The sequence below is a fragment of the Bradyrhizobium sp. 2TAF36 genome, assembly GCF_052114925.1.
GTDB classification, from domain to species: Bacteria; Pseudomonadota; Alphaproteobacteria; order Rhizobiales; family Xanthobacteraceae; genus Bradyrhizobium; species Bradyrhizobium barranii.
Map to the genome: position 1 here is coordinate 69,107 of NZ_JBFRFR010000032.1, position 20,960 is coordinate 90,066.

Below are 20,960 nucleotides of genomic sequence, written 5' to 3' on the forward strand. Positions count from 1 at the left end.
CCAGTCTCTGTAGATTCGGGACACACCATGGATTATTTCAAGCGCTTCAACTTCCTGTTCGCCGCACCTGTGTTCGACGCCGACGATCTGGAAGGCATCCGCTTCAACCAGATTATCGAGGAGATCCAGCGCTCCGGCTTCGAGGTCGTGAGGGCCCGCAGGTTGGAGGACGCGGAGATCGCGGTGCAGACCGACGCCGCGATCGGCTGCATGGTGGTGGACTGGGGCAAGAAGGGCCTCGAGGGGAAGACCTCGGCGCTGATCAACCTGATGCGGCGCCGCGGCCTCGACTTCCCGATCATCCTCCTGATCCGGCGCAAGCGCTTCGAGGATTTGCCGGTCGAGGTGCTCGACTTCATCGACGGCTATGTCTTCCTGTCCGAGGAGACGCCGACCTTCATCGCCAAGAATTTGATCAGCCGGCTCAAGCAATATGCCGAGACGCTGAAGACGCCGTTCTTCGGCGCACTGGTCGATTATGCCGAGGAAGGCAACCAGCTCTGGACCTGTCCGGGTCACAATGGCGGCGTGTTCTACAACCGCAGCCCGATCGGCCGGGTCTTCGTCGAGCATCTCGGCGAATCCGTGTTCCGCGACGACCTCGACAATTCCGTGCTCGACCTCGGCGACCTCCTCACCCACGAGGGTCCCGCGCTGAGGGCGCAGAAGGAAGCTGCCCAGATTTTCGGCGCGGAGAAGACCTATTTCGTGCTCAACGGCACCTCGACCTCGAACAAGGTCGCGCTCGGCGCCCTCGTCACCGACGGCGACCTCGTGCTGTTCGACCGCAACAACCACAAGGCCGCCCATCACGGCGCGCTGATGATCAATGGCGGCGTCCCGGTCTACGTCCCGACCATCCGCAATGCCTGGGGCCTGATCGGCCCGATGCGCTGGGACATGCTCGACGAAAAGGCCCTGCGCGAGGCGATCCGGAACCATCCGCTGGTGACGGACAAGGACGCCTGGCGCAAGGCGCGGCCGTTCCGCGTCGCCGTCGTCGAGCAGTGCACCTATGACGGCTCGATCCACAGCGCCGAGATGATCCTGAAGCGCATCGGCCATCTCTGCGAATACATCCTGTTCGACGAGGCCTGGGCCGGCTTCATGAAATTCCACCCGCTCTATGCCGGCCGCTTCGCCATGGGGCTGGCGAACCTTCCCCCCGAAGCACCCGGCATCATCGCGACGCAGTCTACCCACAAGCAGCTCGCGAGCTTCTCACAGGCCTCCCAGATCCACATCAAGGACCGCCATATCCGCGGCCAGAAGCGGCGCGTCGAACACCGCCGCTTCAACGAGAGCTTCATGCAGCACGCCTCGACCTCGCCGTTCTACCCGCTGTTCGCCTCCCTCGACGTCGGCGCGCAGATGATGAAGGGCCGCTCGGGCGAGGTGCTGTGGGACGACACGATCCGGCTCGGCATCGAGCTGCGCAAGAAGATCCGCGCCATGCGCCGGGAGTTCGAGGAGAAGGAGCAAAATCCGGATCGCCGCTGGTTCTTCGAGCCCTTCGTGCCCGATCGCGTCGCCATTCCCGACGTCAGCCGCCCCGGCGCCGCGCACAACGTCGCCTGGGAGACCCTCTCCACCGACGAGCTCGCCACCAATCCGGCGCTGTGGCAGCTCTCGCCAGATACCAACTGGCACGGCTTTCCCGATCTCGCGGAGGGCTTTGCCATGACCGACCCGAACAAGCTGACGCTGCTGACGCCCGGCTTCGATCGCACCACCGGCGCCTATGCCGAGCACGGCATTCCCGCGCCCGTGGTCGCGCAGTATCTGCGCGAAAACCGCATCGTCCCTGAGAAGAACGACCYCAACTCCCTGCTCTTCCTGCTCACTCCCGGCGTCGAGGCGAGCAAGGCCGGCACGCTGATCTCCGGGCTTGTCGCATTCAAAAGGCTGCATGACGACAACGCGTTGCTGGCCGACGTCATCCCTGAATTCTACCAGCGGCGGCAGGCGCGCTATGCCGGCGTGCGGCTGCGCGATCTCTGCGGCGACATGCACCGCTTCTTCCGCGCCGCCGATGTCAGCGCCCTCCAGGCCCGGCAGTTCATGCCCGAGCACATGCCCGAGATCGCGATGTCGCCGCGCGATGCCGCGCGCTATCTGTTCAAGAACGACGTCGACTATTTGCCGATCGAGGCGATCGCGGGCCGCATCGCCACCACGCCGTTCGTGGTCTACCCGCCCGGCATCGCCACCATCGTCCCCGGCGAGCGGCTGACGGAGCGGGCCAAGCCCATGGTGGATTATCTCAAAATGTTCGAAACCTGCTTCAACACGTTCCCGGGGTTCGATGTGGAAATCCAGGGCGTCTACAAGGAGATCGATGCACAGGGCCGCATCGGCCTCTATACTTACGTCGTTGCCGAGTAGGTGCCGATGAACGAAACAGCGATTGCGCGTACAGATGACGAACCGGTTCTGGTCCGCCCCTCACGGGAGAGCGATGTCGAGGCGATGCTGGCGATCTACCGCCATCACGTCCGCAATGGCGTGCCGCGCGACGTCGAGGGAACCGGCGCGCCCGAACCGGACGATCTGCGCGACCGCCGCAAGAACCTGAAGCAGACCCGCCTGCCGCATCTGGTCGCGACCTATCGCGGCGAGGTGGTCGGCTATGCCTATGCGGTGCTGTTCCGCAAGCGCCCGGCCTACCGCTACACGGCCAAGCACTCGATCTACGTCCACCACGAGCATCTCGGTCGCGGCGTCGGACGGCTGCTGCTCCAGGGAATGATCGATGCGTGCGCGGCGGCCGGCTTCCGCCAGATGATCGGCTATATCGATGCCGACAACGCGCCCTCGCTGGCGCTGCACGAAAAGTTCGGCTTCGCGCGCGCCGGCGTGCTCTGCGGCGTCGCCTATCGCCACGGCCGCTGGTCGGACACGGTCATGGTGCAGCGATCGCTCGGCGCGGGCATCACCGCGCCGCCGACGCTAACGGCACCGGGCCGTTAAACCTTACGAGGGAAAGTCAGCCGGCTTGACCTGGATCCGGTCGGCATGCAGCGACCAGTGATGCAACGCCTGGTCCTTGCAAAACCTCGCCTTCGCCCGCTCCCTGGCTTCGTCCTCGTCGGTGGCGTCGATTTCGAGCGTGCCCTGGCAAACCTCGATCTGCCGGCCGTACTGGCCGAGCACGTCCTTCATGAACCTGACGACATAAGTTGACATGGGACCTCCTGCCTGCGCCAGCGTGCCCCGGCGGCACTTTAATCCCATTTAGCCTGAACCGGGAAAGGAGATTTTGACGCGGATCAAGATCGGTGACGGTTCCCGCCGCCAACGCAGGCGTCGATACAATCCGTCAGCGATCACGTCTTGATATCGAGGAGGGTCTGTTCTGTCTCGGCGTAGGCTTGAATGACCTTCGCATTGGCAATGAAGCTGTACTTGGCGGCCGCCATTTGAACGAACTCGCTGGCGAGATCGACGTTCGGCGCGGCGACAAGGCCGTCCTCGTTTGCGAAGGCAGCGCCGGGGTCGGATTGTGCGGTATAGCTCGGCGAAACCGTCGACACGGTCGCGACCGTACCGCCTGGCGTCGAGCCGCTCGATTGGGAGACCTGATCGATGCGCAACGGCACATAGGCCGCTGGAAATGTCGGGCCAATGCTCGAGCTGCCCGCACCGGCCGATGTGCTCGATCCGCTTGAGGCGGGTAGCGGGCCGGTCGTGCGGACATTGGCGATGTTGCTCGCGGCCACGTTCACGCGCAAACTCGCCGCGGAAAGTCCGGATGTCGCAATCGAAAATATGCTCATGGACTTCAACTACAGGACAAGTGATACGCGTTCATTCACGCCATCAGTAAAATCCGCCGCTTTCTGTTTTCATCCGCGTAACCAACGATCGGAGCGCGATCAGGCTTCGCACGCCCCTACCCCGGCGTCACGCCGAACGCCTGCTTGAAGCGCTCGGCGTAGCGCGGCCAGACCTCGGGATTGATGATGCGCGGCGGGCGTTTGCCGTCGAGCGTGTCCAGCACCTGCTCGGCGGCGATGCGGCCCATGTTCTGGCGCGCCTCGATCGTCACGCCTGCGGTGTGCGGGCTCGCCAGCACGTTGTCGAACTGGAGCAGCGGATGCTCGGGCGGCGGCGGCTCCTTCGACCAGACGTCGAGGCCGGCACCGGCAATGCGCTTGTCGCGGAGCGCCTGGAGCAGCGCATCCTCGTCGTGGATGAAGCCGCGCGCCGTGGTGATGAAATAGGCGTGCGGCTGCATCAGCGCGAATTCGCGCGTGCTGATCATGTTGCGGCTTTTCTTGTCGAGCGGACAGGAGATCGAGACGAAATCGGCGCGGCGCAGCAGCTCGTCGAGCTCGACCTTCTCCCCGCCCCGCTCGGCCATCACCTCGGCCGACAAATACGGGTCATAGGCCAGCACCGTCATGCCGAGCAGGCCCTTGCACAGCGCGGCAATGCGGCGGCCGACATTGCCGAGGCCGATGATGCCCACGGTCTTGTGCTCGACCTCGTTGCCGACGAGCTCGTTGCGGTTGACGTTGGCCTCCCTGCGGAGCTTGCGGTCGGACTGGATGATGCGCTTGGACAGCGTCAGCATCATCGCCAGCGCATGCTCGGCGACGGAATGCGCGTTGCCACCGGACTGGTTGACGACCAGCACGCCCGCATCGGTGCAGGCCTCGACATCGACGGGATCGAAGCCCGCGCCATTGCTGGAGACCAGCAACAGGTTCGGCGTGCGCTTCAGGAAGGCGGCATCGACATGGAAATGCGGGGCAAGTTCGTCGCGGGCGGCTCCGATCTGGTAAACATGCGCCGCGTTCAGGATCGGGGCATAGAAATCTTCCGGGCTCTCGTTCTCGATGCGATCGAGCCGGACGTCGGACCGCGCCTTCAGGATGTCGATATAGATCGGATTGGCCAGGTATTTGACGTAGAAGACACGCTTGCTGTTGACGGACATCAGGACCCTTCCGGCTCTCTCAAGGAGACCCGCAAGGCCAGCGCACCCCGCGCTCCGTCCATGCGTTCCTCCCGTTTTTGCATTATCGCCGCTTATGACATGGCGGTGCCGGCCACGACAGGCCGTCTGGCGCAGATCACGGTGCTGGCCCGGACATGTTGACAATCCCGCTGCCTGCGTCAAGTTCGGCAGACCGCCGCGACGACCAGAACCAAGAAGCATGCGCGGCTCAAGGGAGAACGCAATGGCGCTTGCGGAACAGCAGACCTCGCCCCAGGCGGCACAAGGCGCCGGCGACAGGAGCTGGCACGGCATCGTCCTGCAGACCCTGAAGCGGAACGAGATCAGCCTGATCCCTTACGTGCCCGACCGCGTGCTGACGCCGCTGATCAAGAACCTGCACGCCGACCCCTTCTTCACCACCTTTGCCACCGCCCGCGAGGAGGAGGCCGTCGGCATCGTCTCCGGCGCCTGGATGGGCGGACGTCGCGGCGCGGTGCTGATGCAGACCTCCGGCTTCGCCACGCTCGCCAACGTGCTGGCCTCGCTCGCGGTGCCCTACCAGATCCCGCTGATCATGTTCGTCTCCGAGCGCGGCACGCTTGGCGAGTTCAATTACGGGCAATCGCTGGTCTGCCGGACCATGCGCCCGGTGCTGGATTCGCTCGCGCTGGAGCACCACACCATCACCCGGCTCGACGAACTCGAATTCATCGCCGACCGCTCGATCAAGCAGGCCGTCACCACGCAAGCGCCGGTGGCGTTAATCCTCAACCCGCTGCTCACCGGCGGCAAGACGTTCGACAAGTGAGGTCGGCGATGAACACGCGCAATACCAAGGTCATGAACCGCTTCGACGTTACCTCGCGCCTGATCGGAAAGCTCAAGCACGAGGAAGCCGTGGTCGGCGGCATCGGCAACACCAATTTCGATCTCTGGGCCGCCGGCCATCGCCCGCAGAACTTCTACATGCTCGGCAGCATGGGGCTGGCTTTCCCGATCGCATTGGGCGTCGCGCTGGCCCAGCCCGATCGCCGCGTCTTCGCGCTCGAAGGCGACGGCTCGCTGCTGATGCAGCTCGGCGCGCTCTCGACGATTGCGGCGTTGAAGCCGAAGAACCTCATCATGATCGTGATGGACAACGGCATCTACCAGATCACCGGTGCGCAGCCGACGCCGGCCGCTGGCGTCGCCGACATCGTCGCCATAGCCACAGGCTCGGGACTTGCCAACAGCGCCTGGGCCGCGGACGAGGAGGATTTCGAGCGGCTGGTCGACGAGGCCATGTCCGCCTCCGAGCCGAGCCTGATCGCGGTCCGCATCGACGACAAGCCGGGCGTGGGTACCACCCGCAGGGATCCCGTCCAGATCCGGGAACGCTTCATGCACGGCCTCGGCGTACGCGAGCCACTTTAACGTTTCGTCATTAACTACACGGCGATCTGATCCCTGCCCCGCAACAGGCCGTTGCAAATCCGTGCTATCGGCACCGGATGCCCATTTTTATTCGCTTTTTTGCCTGGCTGCTCGCGGCCGCCGTCACTTTCGCAACCCTCGGCCCGCCCGGCCTGCGGCCCCATTCCGACCTCGGCCAGGACGGTGAGCACGCCCTCGCCTTCATCCTGGTGGGACTGGCCTTCGGCCTCGCCTACCGGAATCGCCGCTGGGCCATCGCCGCCATCGCGGTGGTCCTGATCGGCGTGCTCGAGCTGATGCAGTTCTGGGCACCGGGACGGCATGCACGGCTGGACGATTTTCTGGTCGATGCCGGCACCGCCTGTATCGGCTTTGCGCTCGCCGCCGTCGCCGATTGGATCATGGCACGCCTCCGCGCCAATTCGGCCCTGACGAACTAGGGCCCCGCGGAGTGACGCTCCGCGGGGCCCGGCTCTTCAAAGCCTTCACGCTCTGACCGATCAGTCGATGATCTTGACGACGCGGCGCGTGCGCGGTTCGACGATGACGCGGCGATCGTTCACGACCGCGTAGCGATACTCGGTATAGTTCGGCACGGGGCGCAGCACCACGGTCGGGGGCAGCGGCTCGCCGACGACGACGCGCTCGTGGATCACGACGGAATCGTCGCGCGGGATTCCGCCGAGCACGGCATTCGGAATTTCGAGGCCCGCGCCGACGGCCGCACCGACGGTGCCGCCGACCATCGCGCCGATCGGTCCGCCGATGTCGCCACCCGCACGTGCGCCGTCCCTGGCGCCCTGTTCGGTCGTCGACTGGGCAAAGGCTGCACTCGACGCCAGCAGCGACACGGCAGCCAGCGAAATCGCAAGACGGGTCTTCATGTCCACACTCTCCAGTGATTGTTCTGCGCCTTCAACCGCGGGGGCGAACCATTGTTCCGGTTCCCGCACGACGAAAGACAGACCAGATCTGGAGAGTGTTACCGCGTAACACTTACGCTGCGGCGATCTCGTGTCCCGCCATCAGTTCCAGTGCCCGCACCATCGCGGAATGATCCCAGGCCTTGCCGCCATGCGCGGCGCAGGACGAGAACAATTGCTGCGCCAATGCCGTGCTCGGCAACGACAGGCCGAGCGCGCGCGCACCTTCGAGCGCGAGGTTGAGGTCCTTCTGGTGCAGCTCGATGCGGAAGCCCGGCTCGAAATTGCGCTTCACCATGCGCTCGCCATGCACTTCGAGAATCCGCGACGATGCAAAACCGCCCATCAGCGCCTTGCGCACGAGAGCGGGATTGGCCCCCGCCTTGGATGCGAACAGCAGCGCTTCGCTCACCGCCTCGATCGTCAGTGCGACGATGATCTGGTTGGCCACCTTCGTCGTCTGACCATCGCCATTGGCGCCGACATGCGTGACGTTCTTGCCCATCTTGTCGAAGATCGGCTTCATGGTGCCAAAGGCCCGCTCCGGCCCGCCGACCATGATGGTGAGGGTCGCGGCCTTGGCCCCGACCTCGCCGCCCGACACCGGCGCGTCGAGATAGTCCGCGCCTAGCGCCTCGATCTTCTTCGCGAATTCTTTGGTCGCCAGCGGCGAGATCGAGCTCATGTCGACGACGATCTTGCCCTTGGAGATCCCGTTAGCAACGCCGTCCTTACCGAACAGCACCGCCTCCACATGCGGGGTATCAGGCACCATGATGATGACGGCATCCGCCTCCTCCGCGACCTCCTTGGCTGACTTGCAGGCGATGCCACCCGCGGAAATCAGCTCAGGCGCGACCGGCGCGACGTCATGTAGGAGCACGCGATGGCCTGCGGCCAGAAGGTGGCCGGCCATCGGCCGTCCCATGGTGCCAAGTCCGATGAAGCCGATATCGATCATGTCTACGTTTCCTCAGGTCTCAAATGTCTGCGCGGCGTGCCAGGACAGGCCTTCCAGCGTCGTGGTGCGCGGCTTGTATTCGCAGCCGATCCAGCCGCGATAGCCGATCGCGTCGAGGTGGCGGAACAGGAAGGGGTAGTTGATCTCACCGGTGCCGGGCTCATGGCGACCGGGATTGTCGGCGAGCTGGATATGGGCGATCTGCGGGAGATATTCCTGCATGGTCCGGGCGAGATCGCCCTCCATGATCTGCATGTGGTAGATGTCGTACTGGATGAACAGATTGTTCGACCGCACCTCGGAGATCAGCTGAACCGCCTGCTCGGTGCCGTTGAGGTAGAAGCCGGGAATGTCGAGCGTGTTGATCGGCTCGACCAGGAGCTTGATGTTCTCGCGCGCCAGCGTCGAGGCGGCAAAGCGAAGATTGCCGACCAGCGTTTCGTTGAGCTCGCGCGGGTCGGCATCGGCAGGCGCGATGCCGACGAGGCAATTGAGCTGCTCGCAATCGAGCGCCTTGGCATAGTCGATGGCACGGAACACGCCGTCGCGAAATTCACTGACGCGATCGGGCAGGATCGCGATGCCGCGCTCGCCCGCCGCCCAGTTGCCCGCTGGAAGATTGTGCAGCACCTGCGTCAGCCCGTGAGCTTCGAGCTGCTCGCGCAGCAACGCCTTGTCGAAATCATACGGGAAGAGATACTCGACCCCGGAGAAGCCCGCCGCTTTCGCCGCGGCGAAACGGTCGATGAACGGCATCTCGTTGAAGAGCATGGTGAGGTTGGCGGCAAATTTCGGCATGATGCTGTTCCCCCTATTCCGCCGGCTGAAGCACGCCGGGCCGCGCGGTCGAGACCTCGTCGAGCGGCAGATCCAGCACCTCCTCGAACTCGACGATGTTGTCGATCTCCGTGCCCATCGCGATGTTGGTGACGCGTTCGAGAATGAACTCGACCACGACGGGCACGCGGTGCTTCGCCATCAATTCACGCGCGGTCGCAAACGCCGCCTGCGTATCCTTGGGATCGGTGACGCGGATCGCCTTGCAGCCCAGGCCTTCGGCGACCGCGACATGGTCGACGCCGTAGCCACCGAGCTCCGGTGCGTTGACGTTCTCGAAGGAGAGCTGGACGTGGTAATCCATGTCGAAGCCGCGCTGGGCCTGGCGGATCAGGCCGAGATAGGAATTGTTCACGACGACGTGGATGTAGGGCAGATTGAACTGCGCGCCGACCGCGAGCTCCTCGATCAGGAACTGGAAGTCGTAATCGCCGGACAGCGCGACGATCTCGCGATCCGGGCATGCCGCACGCACTCCGAGCGCGGCAGGCAGCGTCCAGCCGAGCGGGCCGGCTTGCCCGGCATTGATCCAGTTGCGCGGCTTGTAGACGCCCAGGAACTGCGCGCCGGCGATCTGCGACAAGCCGATCACGGTGACATAGGTGGTGTCGCGGCCGAAGGCCTTGTTCATCTCCTCATAGACGCGCTGCGGCTTGATCGGGACGTTGTCGAAATGGCTCTTGCGCAGCATCGTCTTCTTGCGATCGCGGCAGGCCGCGGCCCACGCCTGGCGCTCGCGGAGCCTGCCTGACCGGCGCCACTCCCTGGCGACGGTGACGAAGAGCTCGAGCGCGGCCTTGGCGTCCGAGACGATGCCGAGATCCGGATTGAACACGCGCCCGATCTGGGTCGGCTCGATGTCGACATGCACGAAGGTGCGACCCTTGGTGTAGGTCTCGACCGAGCCGGTGTGACGGTTGGCCCAGCGGTTGCCGATGCCGAGCACGAAGTCGGATTCCAGCATGGTCACATTGCCATAGCGGTGGCTGGTCTGCAGGCCGACCATGCCGGCCATCAGCACGTGGTCGTCGGGGATCGCACCCCACGCCATCAGCGTCGGCACGACCGGCACGTTGGCGATCTCGGCGAATTCCACCAGCAGGTCCGAGGCGTCGGCGTTGATGATACCGCCACCGGCGACGATCAGCGGCCGCTCGGCGGCGTTGAGCATCTCCAGCGCCTTCTCGACCTGCTTGCGCGTCGCGGTGGGCTTGTAGACTGACAGCGGCTCATAGGTCTCGTCGTCGAACTCGATCTCGGCGAGCTGCACGTCGAGCGGCATGTCGATCAGCACCGGACCCGGCCGGCCCGAGCGCATGATGTGAAAGGCCTGGCTGAACACACGCGGCACCAGCGCCGGCTCGCGCACGGTCACAGCCCATTTGGTGACGGGCTTTGCGATCGACTCGATGTCGACGGCCTGAAAATCTTCCTTGTAGAGCCGTGCGCGCGGCGCCTGCCCGGTGATGCAGAGGATCGGAATGGAATCGGCGATCGCCGAATAGAGCCCGGTGATCATGTCGGTGCCGGCCGGCCCCGACGTGCCGATGCAGACGCCGATATTGCCGGCCTTCGCCCGCGTATAGCCCTCGGCCATATGCGAGGCGCCCTCGACATGGCGCGCGAGAATGTGGCGGATCGACCCGCGCTTCTTCAGCGCCGAGTACAGCGGATTGATCGCGGCCCCGGGAACGCCGAAGGCAGTCGAGATGCCTTCCTTCTCCAGAATTCGCACGGCAGCATCGACGGCTCGCATCTTCGCCATATCGGACCTCGCTTGAGTTGCGTCAGCGAGCGCGATCATCGGGCGTGCAAGATGCGATCTCAACGAGATCGATTTTATTTTCCACGATGCGGCAGCCGTGGAAAAACCGCGGCGGTCTCAAGCGGTTAGATCGACATCGGCGTGAAAGCCGCTCACTCGAACAGTGGCGCGAGCTCCATCTGCGGCACCAGCACGAGGCCCTTGTCGGTGATACGAATTTCCGGAATGACCGACAGCGGAATCAAATTGAAGCCCATGTAGGGGATGGTGCAGCCGGCTTCGGCCCATTCCTTCTTCAGTACCTTGACCGCTTCGGCGACCTCGGTGACCCGTTTGTCGGAGAGCAGGCCTGCGATCGGCAGCGGAACCAGCGCCCTCACCTTGCCGTCGGCGACGACGCAAACGCCGCCCTGCTCCGCCTTGATGGCCGATATCGCCGCCTGCATGTCGCCCTCGTTGGTGCCGGCGACGATGATGTTGTGGCTGTCGTGCCCGACGCTGGAGGCGACCGCCCCGCGCTTCAGGCCGAAATCCTTCAGCAGGCCGTAAGCCACATTGCCGGCCGACTTGCCGTGGCGCTCGACCACCGTGACGAAGCACAGGCCGTAGCGCTCAAACAGCGACGGCCAATCCTTGGCCGGCTCGATCGCGACCTTCTCATGAATCAGCGTAATGCCCGGCAACGCGGTCTTGATAGCGTTGACGGTACACGCCTTCGCCGGCAATTCCGGCGTCAGCTTGACCTTCTCCGGCAGCTTCACCGTCGCATAGGCCGCCTTCGGATATTGATAGCGCTGCGACAGCGCCTGATCGAGCCGCGGCGTAATCTTGCCATGCTCGACCACCAGCTCGCCGCCATACCAGGTGCATTGCGGCTTGAGCTGATCGTCCATCAGCACGAGATCGGCGCGGCGGCCGCCGCCGAGCCCGCCGATATCGCCCTCCATGCCGAAGCGTATGGCGCCATGCAGCGAGCCCATCGACCAGGCCTGTTCGGGCGACATGCCGGCCTTTACGGCCTCGCGCACCACCCAGTCGAGACCGAACAGCAGAAGATCGTCGGCATCACGGTCGTCGGTGCACACGGCCGTACGTTTGTGCGACGCCCCGAGTTCGGTGATGGTGCGGATCGCCTGCGGCAGCGAATGCCAGGGCGTGGTCGGCGGACCGCCGCGCAGGAACACCCAGACGCCGGCGTCGAGCAGATCGTCGGCGATATCGCGATCGATCGCCTCATGGGTGTCGGTGACACCGGACGCCGCATAGGCCGCGACGAATTCACGGCCGTAAACGTGTCCGGACACCGGCCGCCCCCGCTTCAAGGCAGCGGCAAGAATGGCATGGCTGCGCTCGTCGCCCGTCGTGACAGGCACGAAATCCATCTTCTCGCCGAGCGCGACCGCTTCGGGCCAGCGGTCGAACAGGCCGGCGATCTTGTCTGGCGTGAGGTCGCCGCCCGCGGTCTCCAGTTCCGCCGACGTGGCCGGCACCGTGCTCGGCACCGTCAAAAAGATCGAGAGCGGCGCCTCGCGCGCGTCCTCCAGCATCGCCTCGACACCGGCGACATCCATGACGTTGCCGATCTCGTGGCTGTCGCAGAAGATCGTGGTGGTGCCGTTGAGGAGCGCAGCCTCGGCATAGGCGCAGGCCGTCACCATGGAGGATTCGATGTGGATGTGCGGATCGACCAGCCCCGGCGCGATGATGCCGCCGGCGGCGTCGTAAAGCGGCACCCCGCCCCAGACCTTCTTCGCCGCCCCGGCCGGTTTCACCGCTGCGACGCGGCCACCGGTGATCCAGACCTCCCGACCGGGATGGATACGTTCCGAATAGGTCGAAAGCACCCGGGCACCCGTGACCACGAGATCCGGTGCGACGCGCGCGGAGGCGACATCGGCCAGACGCCGGGTCATCGAATGCAGCGGTGCGACGGCGAAGCGGCTAAGTCTGGTCATCGGGACCCTCGCGTGGCGTTACGGCCCGGCGATGGTTACGCCCTGCGCTATAGCGGGCAAGCGCAAATATAACGGCAGGCCCTGCTTACGCCTTAGGCGCCGAACTGCCCGTCGCCCCCGCCCTTGCGGGCCTGCGCGGGTTCCGCCTTCTCGGCGGTGCTGCAGCAGCGGGCTTGACCCGAATTCGCATCGACCGGCCCTTTGGCTCATCGATCTCGAACGAATTCGTCTTGCGTACGAGGTCACTCAGCTTGCGGAACCCGAACGTTCTCGGATCGAAATCGGAGGCCAGATTGGCGAGCTGCCGGCCGACTTCGCCGAGCGCGACCCAGCCGTCCTCGCTCTCCATCTGGGTGATGACCTTCTTGATGATGGGCGTGGCGGCATCGGGCGGCTGAAGCGACGTCGATCTTGAGGCGGCATCCTGGGTGGTCGCCGGGACGGAGACCAGGTTCTCGGTGTAGACGAACCTTCGGCAGGCCTGCCTGAAGCTCTCCGGCGTCTTCTGCTCGCCGAACCCGAACACGTCGACGCCCTGCTCGCGGATGCGGGCGGCCAGACGGGTAAAGTCGCTGTCGGAGGAGACCAGGCAGAAGCCGTCGAACCGGCCGCTGTGAAGCAGGTCCATGGCGTCGATCACCAGGGTTATGTCGGAGGCATTCTTTCCCGTCGTATAGGCGAATTGCTGCTGCGGGATGATGGCGTGCTTCGACAGAATGTCGGCCCAGCCCCTGGACCGTGCATTGGAGAAGTCGCCATAGATGCGGCGGACGCTGGCCTCGCCGATCTTGGCAATCTCCTCGAACAGCCCATCCGCGATCTTCGCAGAGGCGTTGTCGGCATCGATCAGGACGGCGAGACGGGGCGAGCGAAGTTCCGACGGCATGGCGTTTCCTCAACGAGCTGGACGCAGCATTAGAGGACGCGCGCGCCGGGACGGCTAGTCCTCGTTCGCCTTGAAGCGCCCCATCCCCTTCAGCACGAACGGGGCCAGCAGCGCAACCAGCGCAATGCCGAGCAGCGTCGCCGAGATCGGGCTCTGGAGCAGCGTCATGGGATCGCCGAGGCTGATCGCGAGCGCGCGGCGCAGCTGGCTCTCGGCGATCGGACCGAGGATCAGGCCGACGACGACCGGCGCGATCGGAAAGTCGAACCGGCGCATCAGGAAACCGAGCACGCCGAAGCCGGCGAGCATCGACAATTCGACCACCGACGGCTTTGCGGCGATGGTGCCCATGGTCGCGAACACGAGAATGCCGGCATAGAGCCAGGGCTGCGGGATCGCGAGCAGCCGCACCCACAGGCCGACCAGCGGCAGATTGAGCACCAGCAACATGCAATTGGCGATGAAGAGACTGGCGATCAGGCCCCAGACAAGGTCAGGCCGCTCGGCAAACAGCAGCGGCCCCGGGTTGAGGCCGTACTGCTGGAACCCCGCCAGCATCATCGCGGCCGTCGCCGAGGTCGGCAATCCCAGCGTCAGCAGCGGCACCAGCGTGCCGGCGGCGGAGGCGTTGTTGGCGGCCTCCGGTCCCGCGACGCCTTCGATCGCGCCCTTGCCGAATTCTTCCGGATGTTTTGTCAGCCGCTTCTCAGTGGAATAGGACAGGAAGGTCGGGATCTCCGCGCCGCCAGCGGGCAGCGCACCGATCGGGAAGCCGAACATGGTGCCGCGCAGCCACGGCTTCCACGAACGCTTCCAGTCTTCTTTCGTCATCCACAGCGAGCCCCGCACCGGCTCGAGCTTTTCCTCAGTGTGGTGGCGGCGCGATGCGACGTAGAGCGCCTCGCCCACCGCAAACAGGCCGACAGCAAGTGTGGTCACCTCGACGCCGTCGAGCAGCTCGGGGACGCCGAACGCAAGCCGCGCCTGACCCGTCAGCTTGTCGATGCCGACGAGGCCCAGCGTCAGGCCGATGAAGAGGCTGGTCAGGCCGCGGACCGGGGAATCGCCGAAGGTTGCCGACACCGTGACGAAGGCGACGCACATCAGCGCGAAGTAATCCTCGGGGCCAAAGCGCACGGCGAAATCGACCAGCCACGGCGCGAGAAACGCAAGGCCGATGGTGGCGATGGTGCCGGCGACGAAGGAGCCGATCGCGGAGGTCGCAAGCGCCGGCCCGCCGCGGCCGGCCTTGGCCATCTTGTTGCCTTCGAGCGCAGTCGCCATCGAGGCACTCTCGCCGGGCGTGTTGATCAGGATCGCCGTGGTCGATCCGCCATACATGCCGCCGTAATAGATGCCCGCGAACATGATCAGCGAGCCGCCGGGGTCGAGCTTGTAGGTCACCGGCAGCAGCAGCGCGACCGTCAGCGCCGGGCCGATGCCCGGCAGCACGCCCACTGCCGTGCCAAGAAACACGCCGATCAGCGCGTAAAGCAGGTTCATCGGCTGGACGGCGACCGCCATGCCGTGGGCCAGCGCCGCAAAAGTGTCCATCACAGCAGTCGCTCCAGCGGGCCGGTCGGAAGGCTCAGCGTCAGCAGCCGGTCGAACGCGAGATAGATGAGAGTCGACATCACGAGGGCGATGATGCTGTCGACGAGGATGGCACGGCGCCCGAAAGCTGCCGACGTCGTCACGAACAGCGCCGACGTCGCCAGGATGAAGCCGCCGCCGAAGCCGATGATGGCAATGAGGAGCGCAAGGCCAACGAGGATCAGAACCACAGGCACGGGATCGGCGCTCTCGCGCGCCGGCAGATTGCCGCGCAGCGCGTCGATGAAATTGCCGATCGCGAGCAGCGCAAGGCCGGTGGCGACCACGACCGGCATTGCCTCCGGTCCCATCCCGTACATCGAAGTGGATTGTAGCCCGCGCGCGTCCCAGACCAGCACCGCGGCGAGACCTGCGAGCAATACAGCGATGACGATGCCGGCGCGATCGACGCGCCGCGGCTGGGCGGGATCGCCTGAGGTCATGACTTGACCAGGCCGACCGATTTCAGCACGTCGGTGACGCGCACGGTTTCCTTCTTCAGGAAGTCGACGAAGGCGTCGCCGCCGAGATAGGCATCCTCCCAGCCCTTCTGCTTGAGGATCTCCTTCCAGGCGTCCGACTTCACCATCTTCTCGACCGCATTGCTCAGCGTCTTGCGCTGCTCCGGCGTGATGCCGGGAGGCGCGACCACCGAACGCCAGTTGGCGATCACGAGGTCGATGCCTTGCTCCCTAAAGGTCGGGATGTCGCTGCCGGCGATGCGCTTCTCCGAGGTCACGCCGATCGCGCGCAGTTTGCCGGATTTGATCTGCCCTTCATATTCGCTCAGCCCCGAAATGCCCGCGGTGACCTTGCCGCCGAGGATTGCCGCCAGCGATTCGCCGCCGCCGGAGAACGGGATGTAGTTGATCTTCTTCGCGTCGGCGCCGACGGCGCCCGCGAACAACGCGGCCATGACGTGGTCGACGCCGCCGGCCGAGCCGCCGGCGAAGGTCACCTTGGCGATGTCGGCTTTCACCGCGGCGGCGAGATCCTGCGCGGTCTTGATCGGCGAATTCGCCGGCACCACGATCACCTGGATTTCCTCGGTGAGGCGCGCGATCGGCGTCACCTGCTCGAGCGTGACAGGCGATTTGTTCATGGCGAGCGCACCCACCATGACGAAGCCGTTGACCATCAACTGGTTGCCGTCGCCCTTGGCGCCGTTGACGAACTGCGCGATGCCGACGCTGCCGCCGGCGCCGGGAACGTTGACGACCTGCACGCTGCGCGCGACGCCCGAAGCGACCAGCGCCTGCTGCATCGAGCGCGCGGTCTGGTCCCAGCCACCGCCCGGGGCCGCCGGCGCCATCAGCTTGAGCTCGAGCTGCTGGGCGAAAGCGGGCGCAGCTGCCGCAAGGGTCAGCGCGACGGCTGCGCCGACAAGGCGCGCGGGAAATTTGAACATGGGGGGCATTCTCCAGGGCTCGTGCGGACGTCGTTGATCGGTTGCCGCATTGTGTCGTTTGGTCGCATATCAGCCAAAACGGCCGATGCTGTCCAGCGACAGGCCCGGTTCCTTGTTAGCCAGATTTCGGCATCACCCCGCCGAGCGCGACGGTCAACTCGCCGGCGACTTCGCGCACGATTTGGCCGATTTCCGGCAATCTGTCGTCGGTCAGGCGGCTGGTCATGCCCGAGACGGAAATCGCCGCGAGCGGCTCGGCGCAGTCGTTATAGACCACTGCGGCAATACAGCGCAGGCCCATACAGGCTTCTTCATCGTCGAGCGCAAAACCCTGCTTGCGTATCTTCTCGAGCTCCTTGAACAGGTCGCCCGGCCGCACGATCGACTTCTCGGTCAGGCGGGGCATGCCGTGATGGCGGATGACCGCGCCGACGTCCTCGTCCGAATAAGTCGCGAGCACTGCCTTGCCGACGCCTGACGTCACCATAGCGACGCGGCCGCCGACCTGGGTCAGCGAGCGCATGATCTCGCGGCTCTCCATGCGGGTCAGCACGATGATGAACTCGTCGTCGACGACAGCGAGATTGGCGGTCTCGCGAGTGAGATCGCGCAGCTTGCGCAAGTAAGGAATCGCCTGCGTGGAGAAATTACGCCGCCGGGCAAAGCTCGCGCCGACCGTGAAGCTGCGCACGCCGACATGCCATTTGGACTGGGCACGGTCGAACTGCACGAAGCGGCGGCTCTCCAGCGTCGCCAGCAGGCGGTGCACGGTCGAGGCCGACAGGCCGGTGCGCACGGCGAGGTCGCTGAGGCGATGGCCTTCGTCGTCTTCGGCCAGCGTTTCGAGGATCGATAGCGCGCGGTCGACGGACTGCACGCCGCCATCGCGCGCGTCGTGGTCGGCCTCCGATGGCGATCGAGGCTCGAGCGATTTGCGCCGGATCACGTTCTTGCTCATCGCGACCTGACCGTTCTCCCTCGCCCTATTCTTATTTCCCTCTCCCCGCTTGCGGGGAGAGGGTCAGGGCCCGCTCCGGATCATACCGAAGCGTCTTCGTCGTCTCAGAGCAGCCCCGCGCCGCGCGCCCACTTGTACTTGGCGCCGAGCACCTCGACCGGCAGCTCGGTGGAGTACGCGTAGGCCGGGATGCCGTTCTGGTAGAGATATTCGGCGGCTTCCTCGACCTCGACGTCGCCGGCGAGCGAGGCGACGATCGGCTTCACGAAGCCCTTGGCCTCCATCTCCTTCTTCACCTCGACCATGTTGCGGGCGAACACCATCGGGGGCGTGACGATGGTGTGCCAGTAGCCGAGGATCAGCGAATGGATCCGCTCGTCCGACAGGCCGAGCTTCACCGTGTTGACGTAGGTGATCGGCGGCTCGCCGCCGGTGATATCCACAGGATTTCCGGCCGCACCGAACGGAGGGATGAACTTGCGGAAGGCCGCATCCAGATCCGGCGGCATCGACATCAGCGACAGGCCGTTGTCGACGCAGGAGTCCGACAGCAGCACGCCCGAGCCGCCCGCACCGGTGATGATCAGCACGTTCTCGCCCTTCGGCGTCGGCAGCACCGGCACGCCACGGGCGAATTCGAGCAGCTGCCGCAGCGAGCGGGCCCGGATCACGCCGGACTGCGCCAGGACGTCCTCGTAGATCTTGTCGTTACCGGCGAGCGCGCCGGTATGCGACGAGGCCGCCTTTGCGCCGGCCGAGGTGCGGCCGGCCTTGAGCACGATGACCGGCTTCTTCTTGGAGACGCGCTTGGCGGCTTCCGCGAAGGCGCGGCCGTCCTTGAGGTCTTCGCAGTGCTGCGCGATCAGGTTCGTGTTCGGATCCTGCTCGAAAAAGGCGAGCAGATCGTCCTCGTCGATATCGGACTTGTTGCCGAGGCCGACGATCGCCGAGACGCCCATCTTGGCCGAGCGCGAGAAGCCGATGATGGCCATGCCGATGCCGCCCGACTGCGACGACAGCGCGGCGTGGCCCTTGACGTCATAGGCCGTACAGAAGGTCGCGCAGAGATTGGCCGGCGTATAATAGAAGCCGTAGATATTCGGCCCCATCAGGCGGATGTCGTACTTCTTGCCGACCTCGACGATCTCGGCCTGAAGCTCCGGCGCGCCGGCTTCGGCGAAGCCCGACGGAATCAGAACCGCACCCGGGATTTTCTTCTCGCCGCATTCGGTGAGCGCCGCCGCGACGAACTTCGCGGGGATCGCGAACACGGCCGTGTCGATCACGCCCGGCACGTCCTTCACGCTCTTGTAGGCCTTGTAGCCGAGGATCTCGGCGGCCTTGGGGTGGATCGGATAGATGTCGCCCTTGTAGCCGCCGTTGATGAGGTTCTTCATCACGGAGTTGCCGATCTTGCCGTCCTCGGCGGAGGCGCCGACCACGGCGACCGCCTTCGGCTGCATGATGCGGCTCATGGCCGCGACGATCTCTTCGGTCGGGCGCGGCTTCGGCTTGGGCACATAGGCGAAGTCGACGACGATGCGCACGTCGGCGGCGATCGCGTCCTTGGCCGTCGCGAACACCGGGTTGAGATCGAGCTCGACGATCTCGGGGAAATCGGTGACGAGCTGCGAGACCTTGACGATGACGTCGGCGAGCGCCGTACGATTCACCGCCTCGCCGCCGCGAACGCCCTTCAAAATCTCATGCGCCTGGATGCCGTCGAGCATCGACAGCGCGTCTTCCTTGGTCGCGGGCGCGAGGCGGAAGGTAATGTCCTTCAAGACTTCGACCAGCACGCCGCCGAGGCCGAAAGCGACCAGCTTGCCGAACGAGCCGTCGGTGATCGAGCCGACGATGACCTCGGTGCCGCCGGCCAGCATCTGCTGCACCTGGACGCCCTCGATCTTGGCATCGGACTTGTACTTCTTGGCGTTGGAGAGAATGGTCTCGTAGGCCTTCTCGGCATCCTCGGCCGTCTTGAGGCCGACGATGACGCCGCCAGCTTCGGTCTTGTGGAGAATGTCCGGCGAGACGATCTTCATCACCACTGGGAAGCCCATCGAGGAGGCCATTTTGCCGGCCTCACCCGCCGACCTGGCCACGCCCTCCTTCGGCACCGGAATGCCGTAGGCGTCGCAGACCAGCTTGCCTTCCGGCGCGGTCAGGCTGGTGCGGTTGTCCGCCTTGACCTGGTCGAGCACTTTGCGGACGGCATCTTTGGAATTGGACATATGGCTTCTCCCTTGACCTCAGTTCGTTCTTTCAAAGCGCGCGCGTGTAGCGGCTGCCCGTGATGCTTGCCATTCGCCGCGCTCTGTTCCATGTCGCGGAACGGAGTGGCATAAAGCCCACATTACTCCGCCGCTTTGGATCAAAAATGGCTGGCGATGGCATTTGGTATGCCAGAAGCCAACTTGTCAAGCTGCTGCATGACTTAGAACGCCGCAAAAAATAGCCAGCTTGACATTCTGGCATGTGGTATGCCAAAAACTTTCCAGTTAATAATCCTGTAAAAGACGACTCCCACTGGAGGAGATTCGTCGTGTCACTGCGGAAACCAACCAAGGCGTTGCCGAACATGACCGAGGCAGATATCGCAATCGTTCGTATTGCCCCGGAGAGCAGCTTCAAGAACAAGGCGTATGACGCCTTGAAGGAAGCCATCCTCAAGATGGACATCTACTCGACGCCCGAGCCGGTGATGCTCGACGAGCGCGCGCTGTCCGAACGCCTGGGTGTCAGCCGCACCCCGATCCGCGAAGCCATCGCGATGCTCGAGCAGGACGGCTTCGTGAAGACGGTTCCGCGCCGCGGCATCATGGTGGTGCGCAGAACCAAGAGCGAGATCGTCGACATGATCCGCGCCTGGGCGGYGCTGGAGAGCATGGCGGCCCGCCTGATCACCACCACCGCACGCAAGAAAGACATCACGGCGCTGCGCGACTACTTCAAGGATTTCGGCAAGGACCGCCTGCCCGAGGATCACGTCGAGGAATATTCGCGCGCCAACATCGCCTTTCATCAGGCGCTGATCTCGCTGTCGGAATCGCCGGTGCTGGTCGATCTCACCAACGACCTGCTGCTGCACGTGCGCGGCTACCGCCAGCTCACCATCGGACGCAAGGATCGCACCGCCACTTCGCTGCCCGAGCATCTCAGCATGATCGAAGCACTGGAAGTGCGCGACACCGAGCTCGCCGAGAAGCGCGCCCGCGACCACACCCTTGGCCTTGCCGCTTACGTCGAAGCGCACGGTCAAGAACTGTTCACCTAGCAACGTTCACCAGAAGGGCGAGCCATTCGCCCACAAAGC

Annotated in this window: 20 protein-coding genes; 6 read left to right on the forward strand and 14 right to left on the reverse strand. The window is 64.8% G+C overall.

All coding sequences use genetic code 11. The features are described from left to right. The first annotated feature begins 27 nt into the window (after positions 1 to 27). Positions 28 to 2,385 (forward strand): Orn/Lys/Arg decarboxylase N-terminal domain-containing protein, encoded by a 2,358-nt coding sequence (locus AB4Z51_RS19730; protein ID WP_441497802.1) that lies wholly within the window; start codon positions 28 to 30, stop codon positions 2,383 to 2,385. 6 nt (positions 2,386 to 2,391) lie between these two features. Then, positions 2,392 to 2,970, forward strand: a complete 579-nt coding sequence (locus AB4Z51_RS19735; protein WP_085400679.1) for a GNAT family N-acetyltransferase — start codon at positions 2,392 to 2,394, stop codon at positions 2,968 to 2,970. A gap of 3 nt (positions 2,971 to 2,973) precedes the next feature. Here the strand turns inward: AB4Z51_RS19735 and AB4Z51_RS19740 are convergent, their stop codons facing one another. The 3 genes from AB4Z51_RS19740 to AB4Z51_RS19750 all read right to left on the reverse strand — a co-directional run bounded on the left by AB4Z51_RS19740 (position 2,974) and on the right by AB4Z51_RS19750 (position 4,942). Next, entirely contained in the window at positions 2,974 to 3,186 is a 213-nt protein-coding gene (locus tag AB4Z51_RS19740) for a hypothetical protein (RefSeq protein WP_028150282.1), read from the reverse strand. 140 nt (positions 3,187 to 3,326) lie between these two features. Further along, positions 3,327 to 3,776 carry a flagellar basal body rod protein FlgC gene (locus AB4Z51_RS19745; RefSeq protein ID WP_135215001.1) on the reverse strand — a complete coding sequence of 150 codons (450 nt, stop codon included), beginning with the start codon at positions 3,774 to 3,776 and terminating at the stop codon, positions 3,327 to 3,329. Between the two features lie 116 nt (positions 3,777 to 3,892). Beyond that, complete coding sequence (locus tag AB4Z51_RS19750) at positions 3,893 to 4,942, reverse strand: hydroxyacid dehydrogenase (protein ID WP_063984507.1); 1,050 nt, start codon at positions 4,940 to 4,942, stop codon at positions 3,893 to 3,895. 244 nt (positions 4,943 to 5,186) lie between these two features. On the opposite strand from AB4Z51_RS19750, the gene AB4Z51_RS19755 reads away from it, so the two are divergent. The 3 genes from AB4Z51_RS19755 (at position 5,187) to AB4Z51_RS19765 (ending at position 6,798) form a co-directional block, all read left to right on the forward strand. Next, the gene (locus AB4Z51_RS19755; RefSeq protein ID WP_085400646.1) at positions 5,187 to 5,753 is read left to right on the forward strand and encodes a thiamine pyrophosphate-binding protein; all 567 of its coding nucleotides are present in this window, start codon (positions 5,187 to 5,189) and stop codon (positions 5,751 to 5,753) included. An 8-nt stretch (positions 5,754 to 5,761) separates the two neighbouring features. Beyond that, a complete protein-coding gene (locus tag AB4Z51_RS19760; RefSeq protein ID WP_085400644.1) occupies positions 5,762 to 6,358 on the forward strand; it encodes a thiamine pyrophosphate-dependent enzyme in 597 nt (198 codons plus the stop codon). Positions 6,359 to 6,435: 77 nt separating this feature from the next. Then, on the forward strand, positions 6,436 to 6,798 hold the full coding sequence (locus tag AB4Z51_RS19765) for a VanZ family protein (protein ID WP_085400642.1): 363 nt from the start codon (positions 6,436 to 6,438) through the stop codon (positions 6,796 to 6,798). A 60-nt stretch (positions 6,799 to 6,858) separates the two neighbouring features. On the opposite strand, the gene AB4Z51_RS19770 is transcribed toward AB4Z51_RS19765, so the two are convergent. The 11 genes from AB4Z51_RS19770 to AB4Z51_RS19820 all read right to left on the reverse strand — a co-directional run bounded on the left by AB4Z51_RS19770 (position 6,859) and on the right by AB4Z51_RS19820 (position 19,878). Further along, complete coding sequence (locus AB4Z51_RS19770; RefSeq protein WP_014496647.1) at positions 6,859 to 7,242, reverse strand: DUF1236 domain-containing protein; 384 nt, start codon at positions 7,240 to 7,242, stop codon at positions 6,859 to 6,861. Positions 7,243 to 7,354: 112 nt separating this feature from the next. Then, a complete protein-coding gene (locus tag AB4Z51_RS19775) occupies positions 7,355 to 8,242 on the reverse strand; it encodes a 2-hydroxy-3-oxopropionate reductase (RefSeq protein WP_085400641.1) in 888 nt (295 codons plus the stop codon). 12 nt (positions 8,243 to 8,254) lie between these two features. Further along, complete coding sequence (gene hyi / locus AB4Z51_RS19780; protein WP_085400639.1) at positions 8,255 to 9,040, reverse strand: hydroxypyruvate isomerase; 786 nt, start codon at positions 9,038 to 9,040, stop codon at positions 8,255 to 8,257. A 13-nt stretch (positions 9,041 to 9,053) separates the two neighbouring features. Continuing rightward, complete coding sequence (gene gcl / locus AB4Z51_RS19785; RefSeq protein WP_085400638.1) at positions 9,054 to 10,844, reverse strand: glyoxylate carboligase; 1,791 nt, start codon at positions 10,842 to 10,844, stop codon at positions 9,054 to 9,056. A 152-nt stretch (positions 10,845 to 10,996) separates the two neighbouring features. After that, on the reverse strand, positions 10,997 to 12,799 hold the full coding sequence (locus AB4Z51_RS19790; protein WP_441497803.1) for an adenine deaminase C-terminal domain-containing protein: 1,803 nt from the start codon (positions 12,797 to 12,799) through the stop codon (positions 10,997 to 10,999). 85 nt (positions 12,800 to 12,884) lie between these two features. After that, positions 12,885 to 13,685, reverse strand: a complete 801-nt coding sequence (locus AB4Z51_RS19795) for an NYN domain-containing protein (RefSeq protein ID WP_038931674.1) — start codon at positions 13,683 to 13,685, stop codon at positions 12,885 to 12,887. A gap of 54 nt (positions 13,686 to 13,739) precedes the next feature. Next, positions 13,740 to 15,239: a tripartite tricarboxylate transporter permease gene (locus AB4Z51_RS19800; RefSeq protein WP_085400634.1), complete on the reverse strand. Its 1,500-nt coding sequence runs from the start codon at positions 15,237 to 15,239 to the stop codon at positions 13,740 to 13,742. Continuing rightward, on the reverse strand, positions 15,239 to 15,721 hold the full coding sequence (locus tag AB4Z51_RS19805; protein ID WP_085400632.1) for a tripartite tricarboxylate transporter TctB family protein: 483 nt from the start codon (positions 15,719 to 15,721) through the stop codon (positions 15,239 to 15,241). The genes AB4Z51_RS19800 and AB4Z51_RS19805 overlap by 1 nt, the downstream gene beginning before the upstream one ends. After that, positions 15,718 to 16,686: a Bug family tripartite tricarboxylate transporter substrate binding protein gene (locus tag AB4Z51_RS19810; RefSeq protein ID WP_085400631.1), complete on the reverse strand. Its 969-nt coding sequence runs from the start codon at positions 16,684 to 16,686 to the stop codon at positions 15,718 to 15,720. Before AB4Z51_RS19810 ends, AB4Z51_RS19805 begins: the two co-directional genes overlap by 4 nt. A gap of 115 nt (positions 16,687 to 16,801) precedes the next feature. Further along, a complete protein-coding gene (locus tag AB4Z51_RS19815) occupies positions 16,802 to 17,644 on the reverse strand; it encodes an IclR family transcriptional regulator (RefSeq protein WP_441497804.1) in 843 nt (280 codons plus the stop codon). Between the two features lie 104 nt (positions 17,645 to 17,748). Next, positions 17,749 to 19,878 carry an acetate--CoA ligase family protein gene (locus AB4Z51_RS19820; protein WP_028150267.1) on the reverse strand — a complete coding sequence of 710 codons (2,130 nt, stop codon included), beginning with the start codon at positions 19,876 to 19,878 and terminating at the stop codon, positions 17,749 to 17,751. Between the two features lie 347 nt (positions 19,879 to 20,225). On the opposite strand from AB4Z51_RS19820, the gene AB4Z51_RS19825 reads away from it, so the two are divergent. After that, positions 20,226 to 20,921 carry a GntR family transcriptional regulator gene (locus tag AB4Z51_RS19825; protein WP_441497817.1) on the forward strand — a complete coding sequence of 232 codons (696 nt, stop codon included), beginning with the start codon at positions 20,226 to 20,228 and terminating at the stop codon, positions 20,919 to 20,921. Positions 20,922 to 20,960 lie beyond the last annotated feature (39 nt).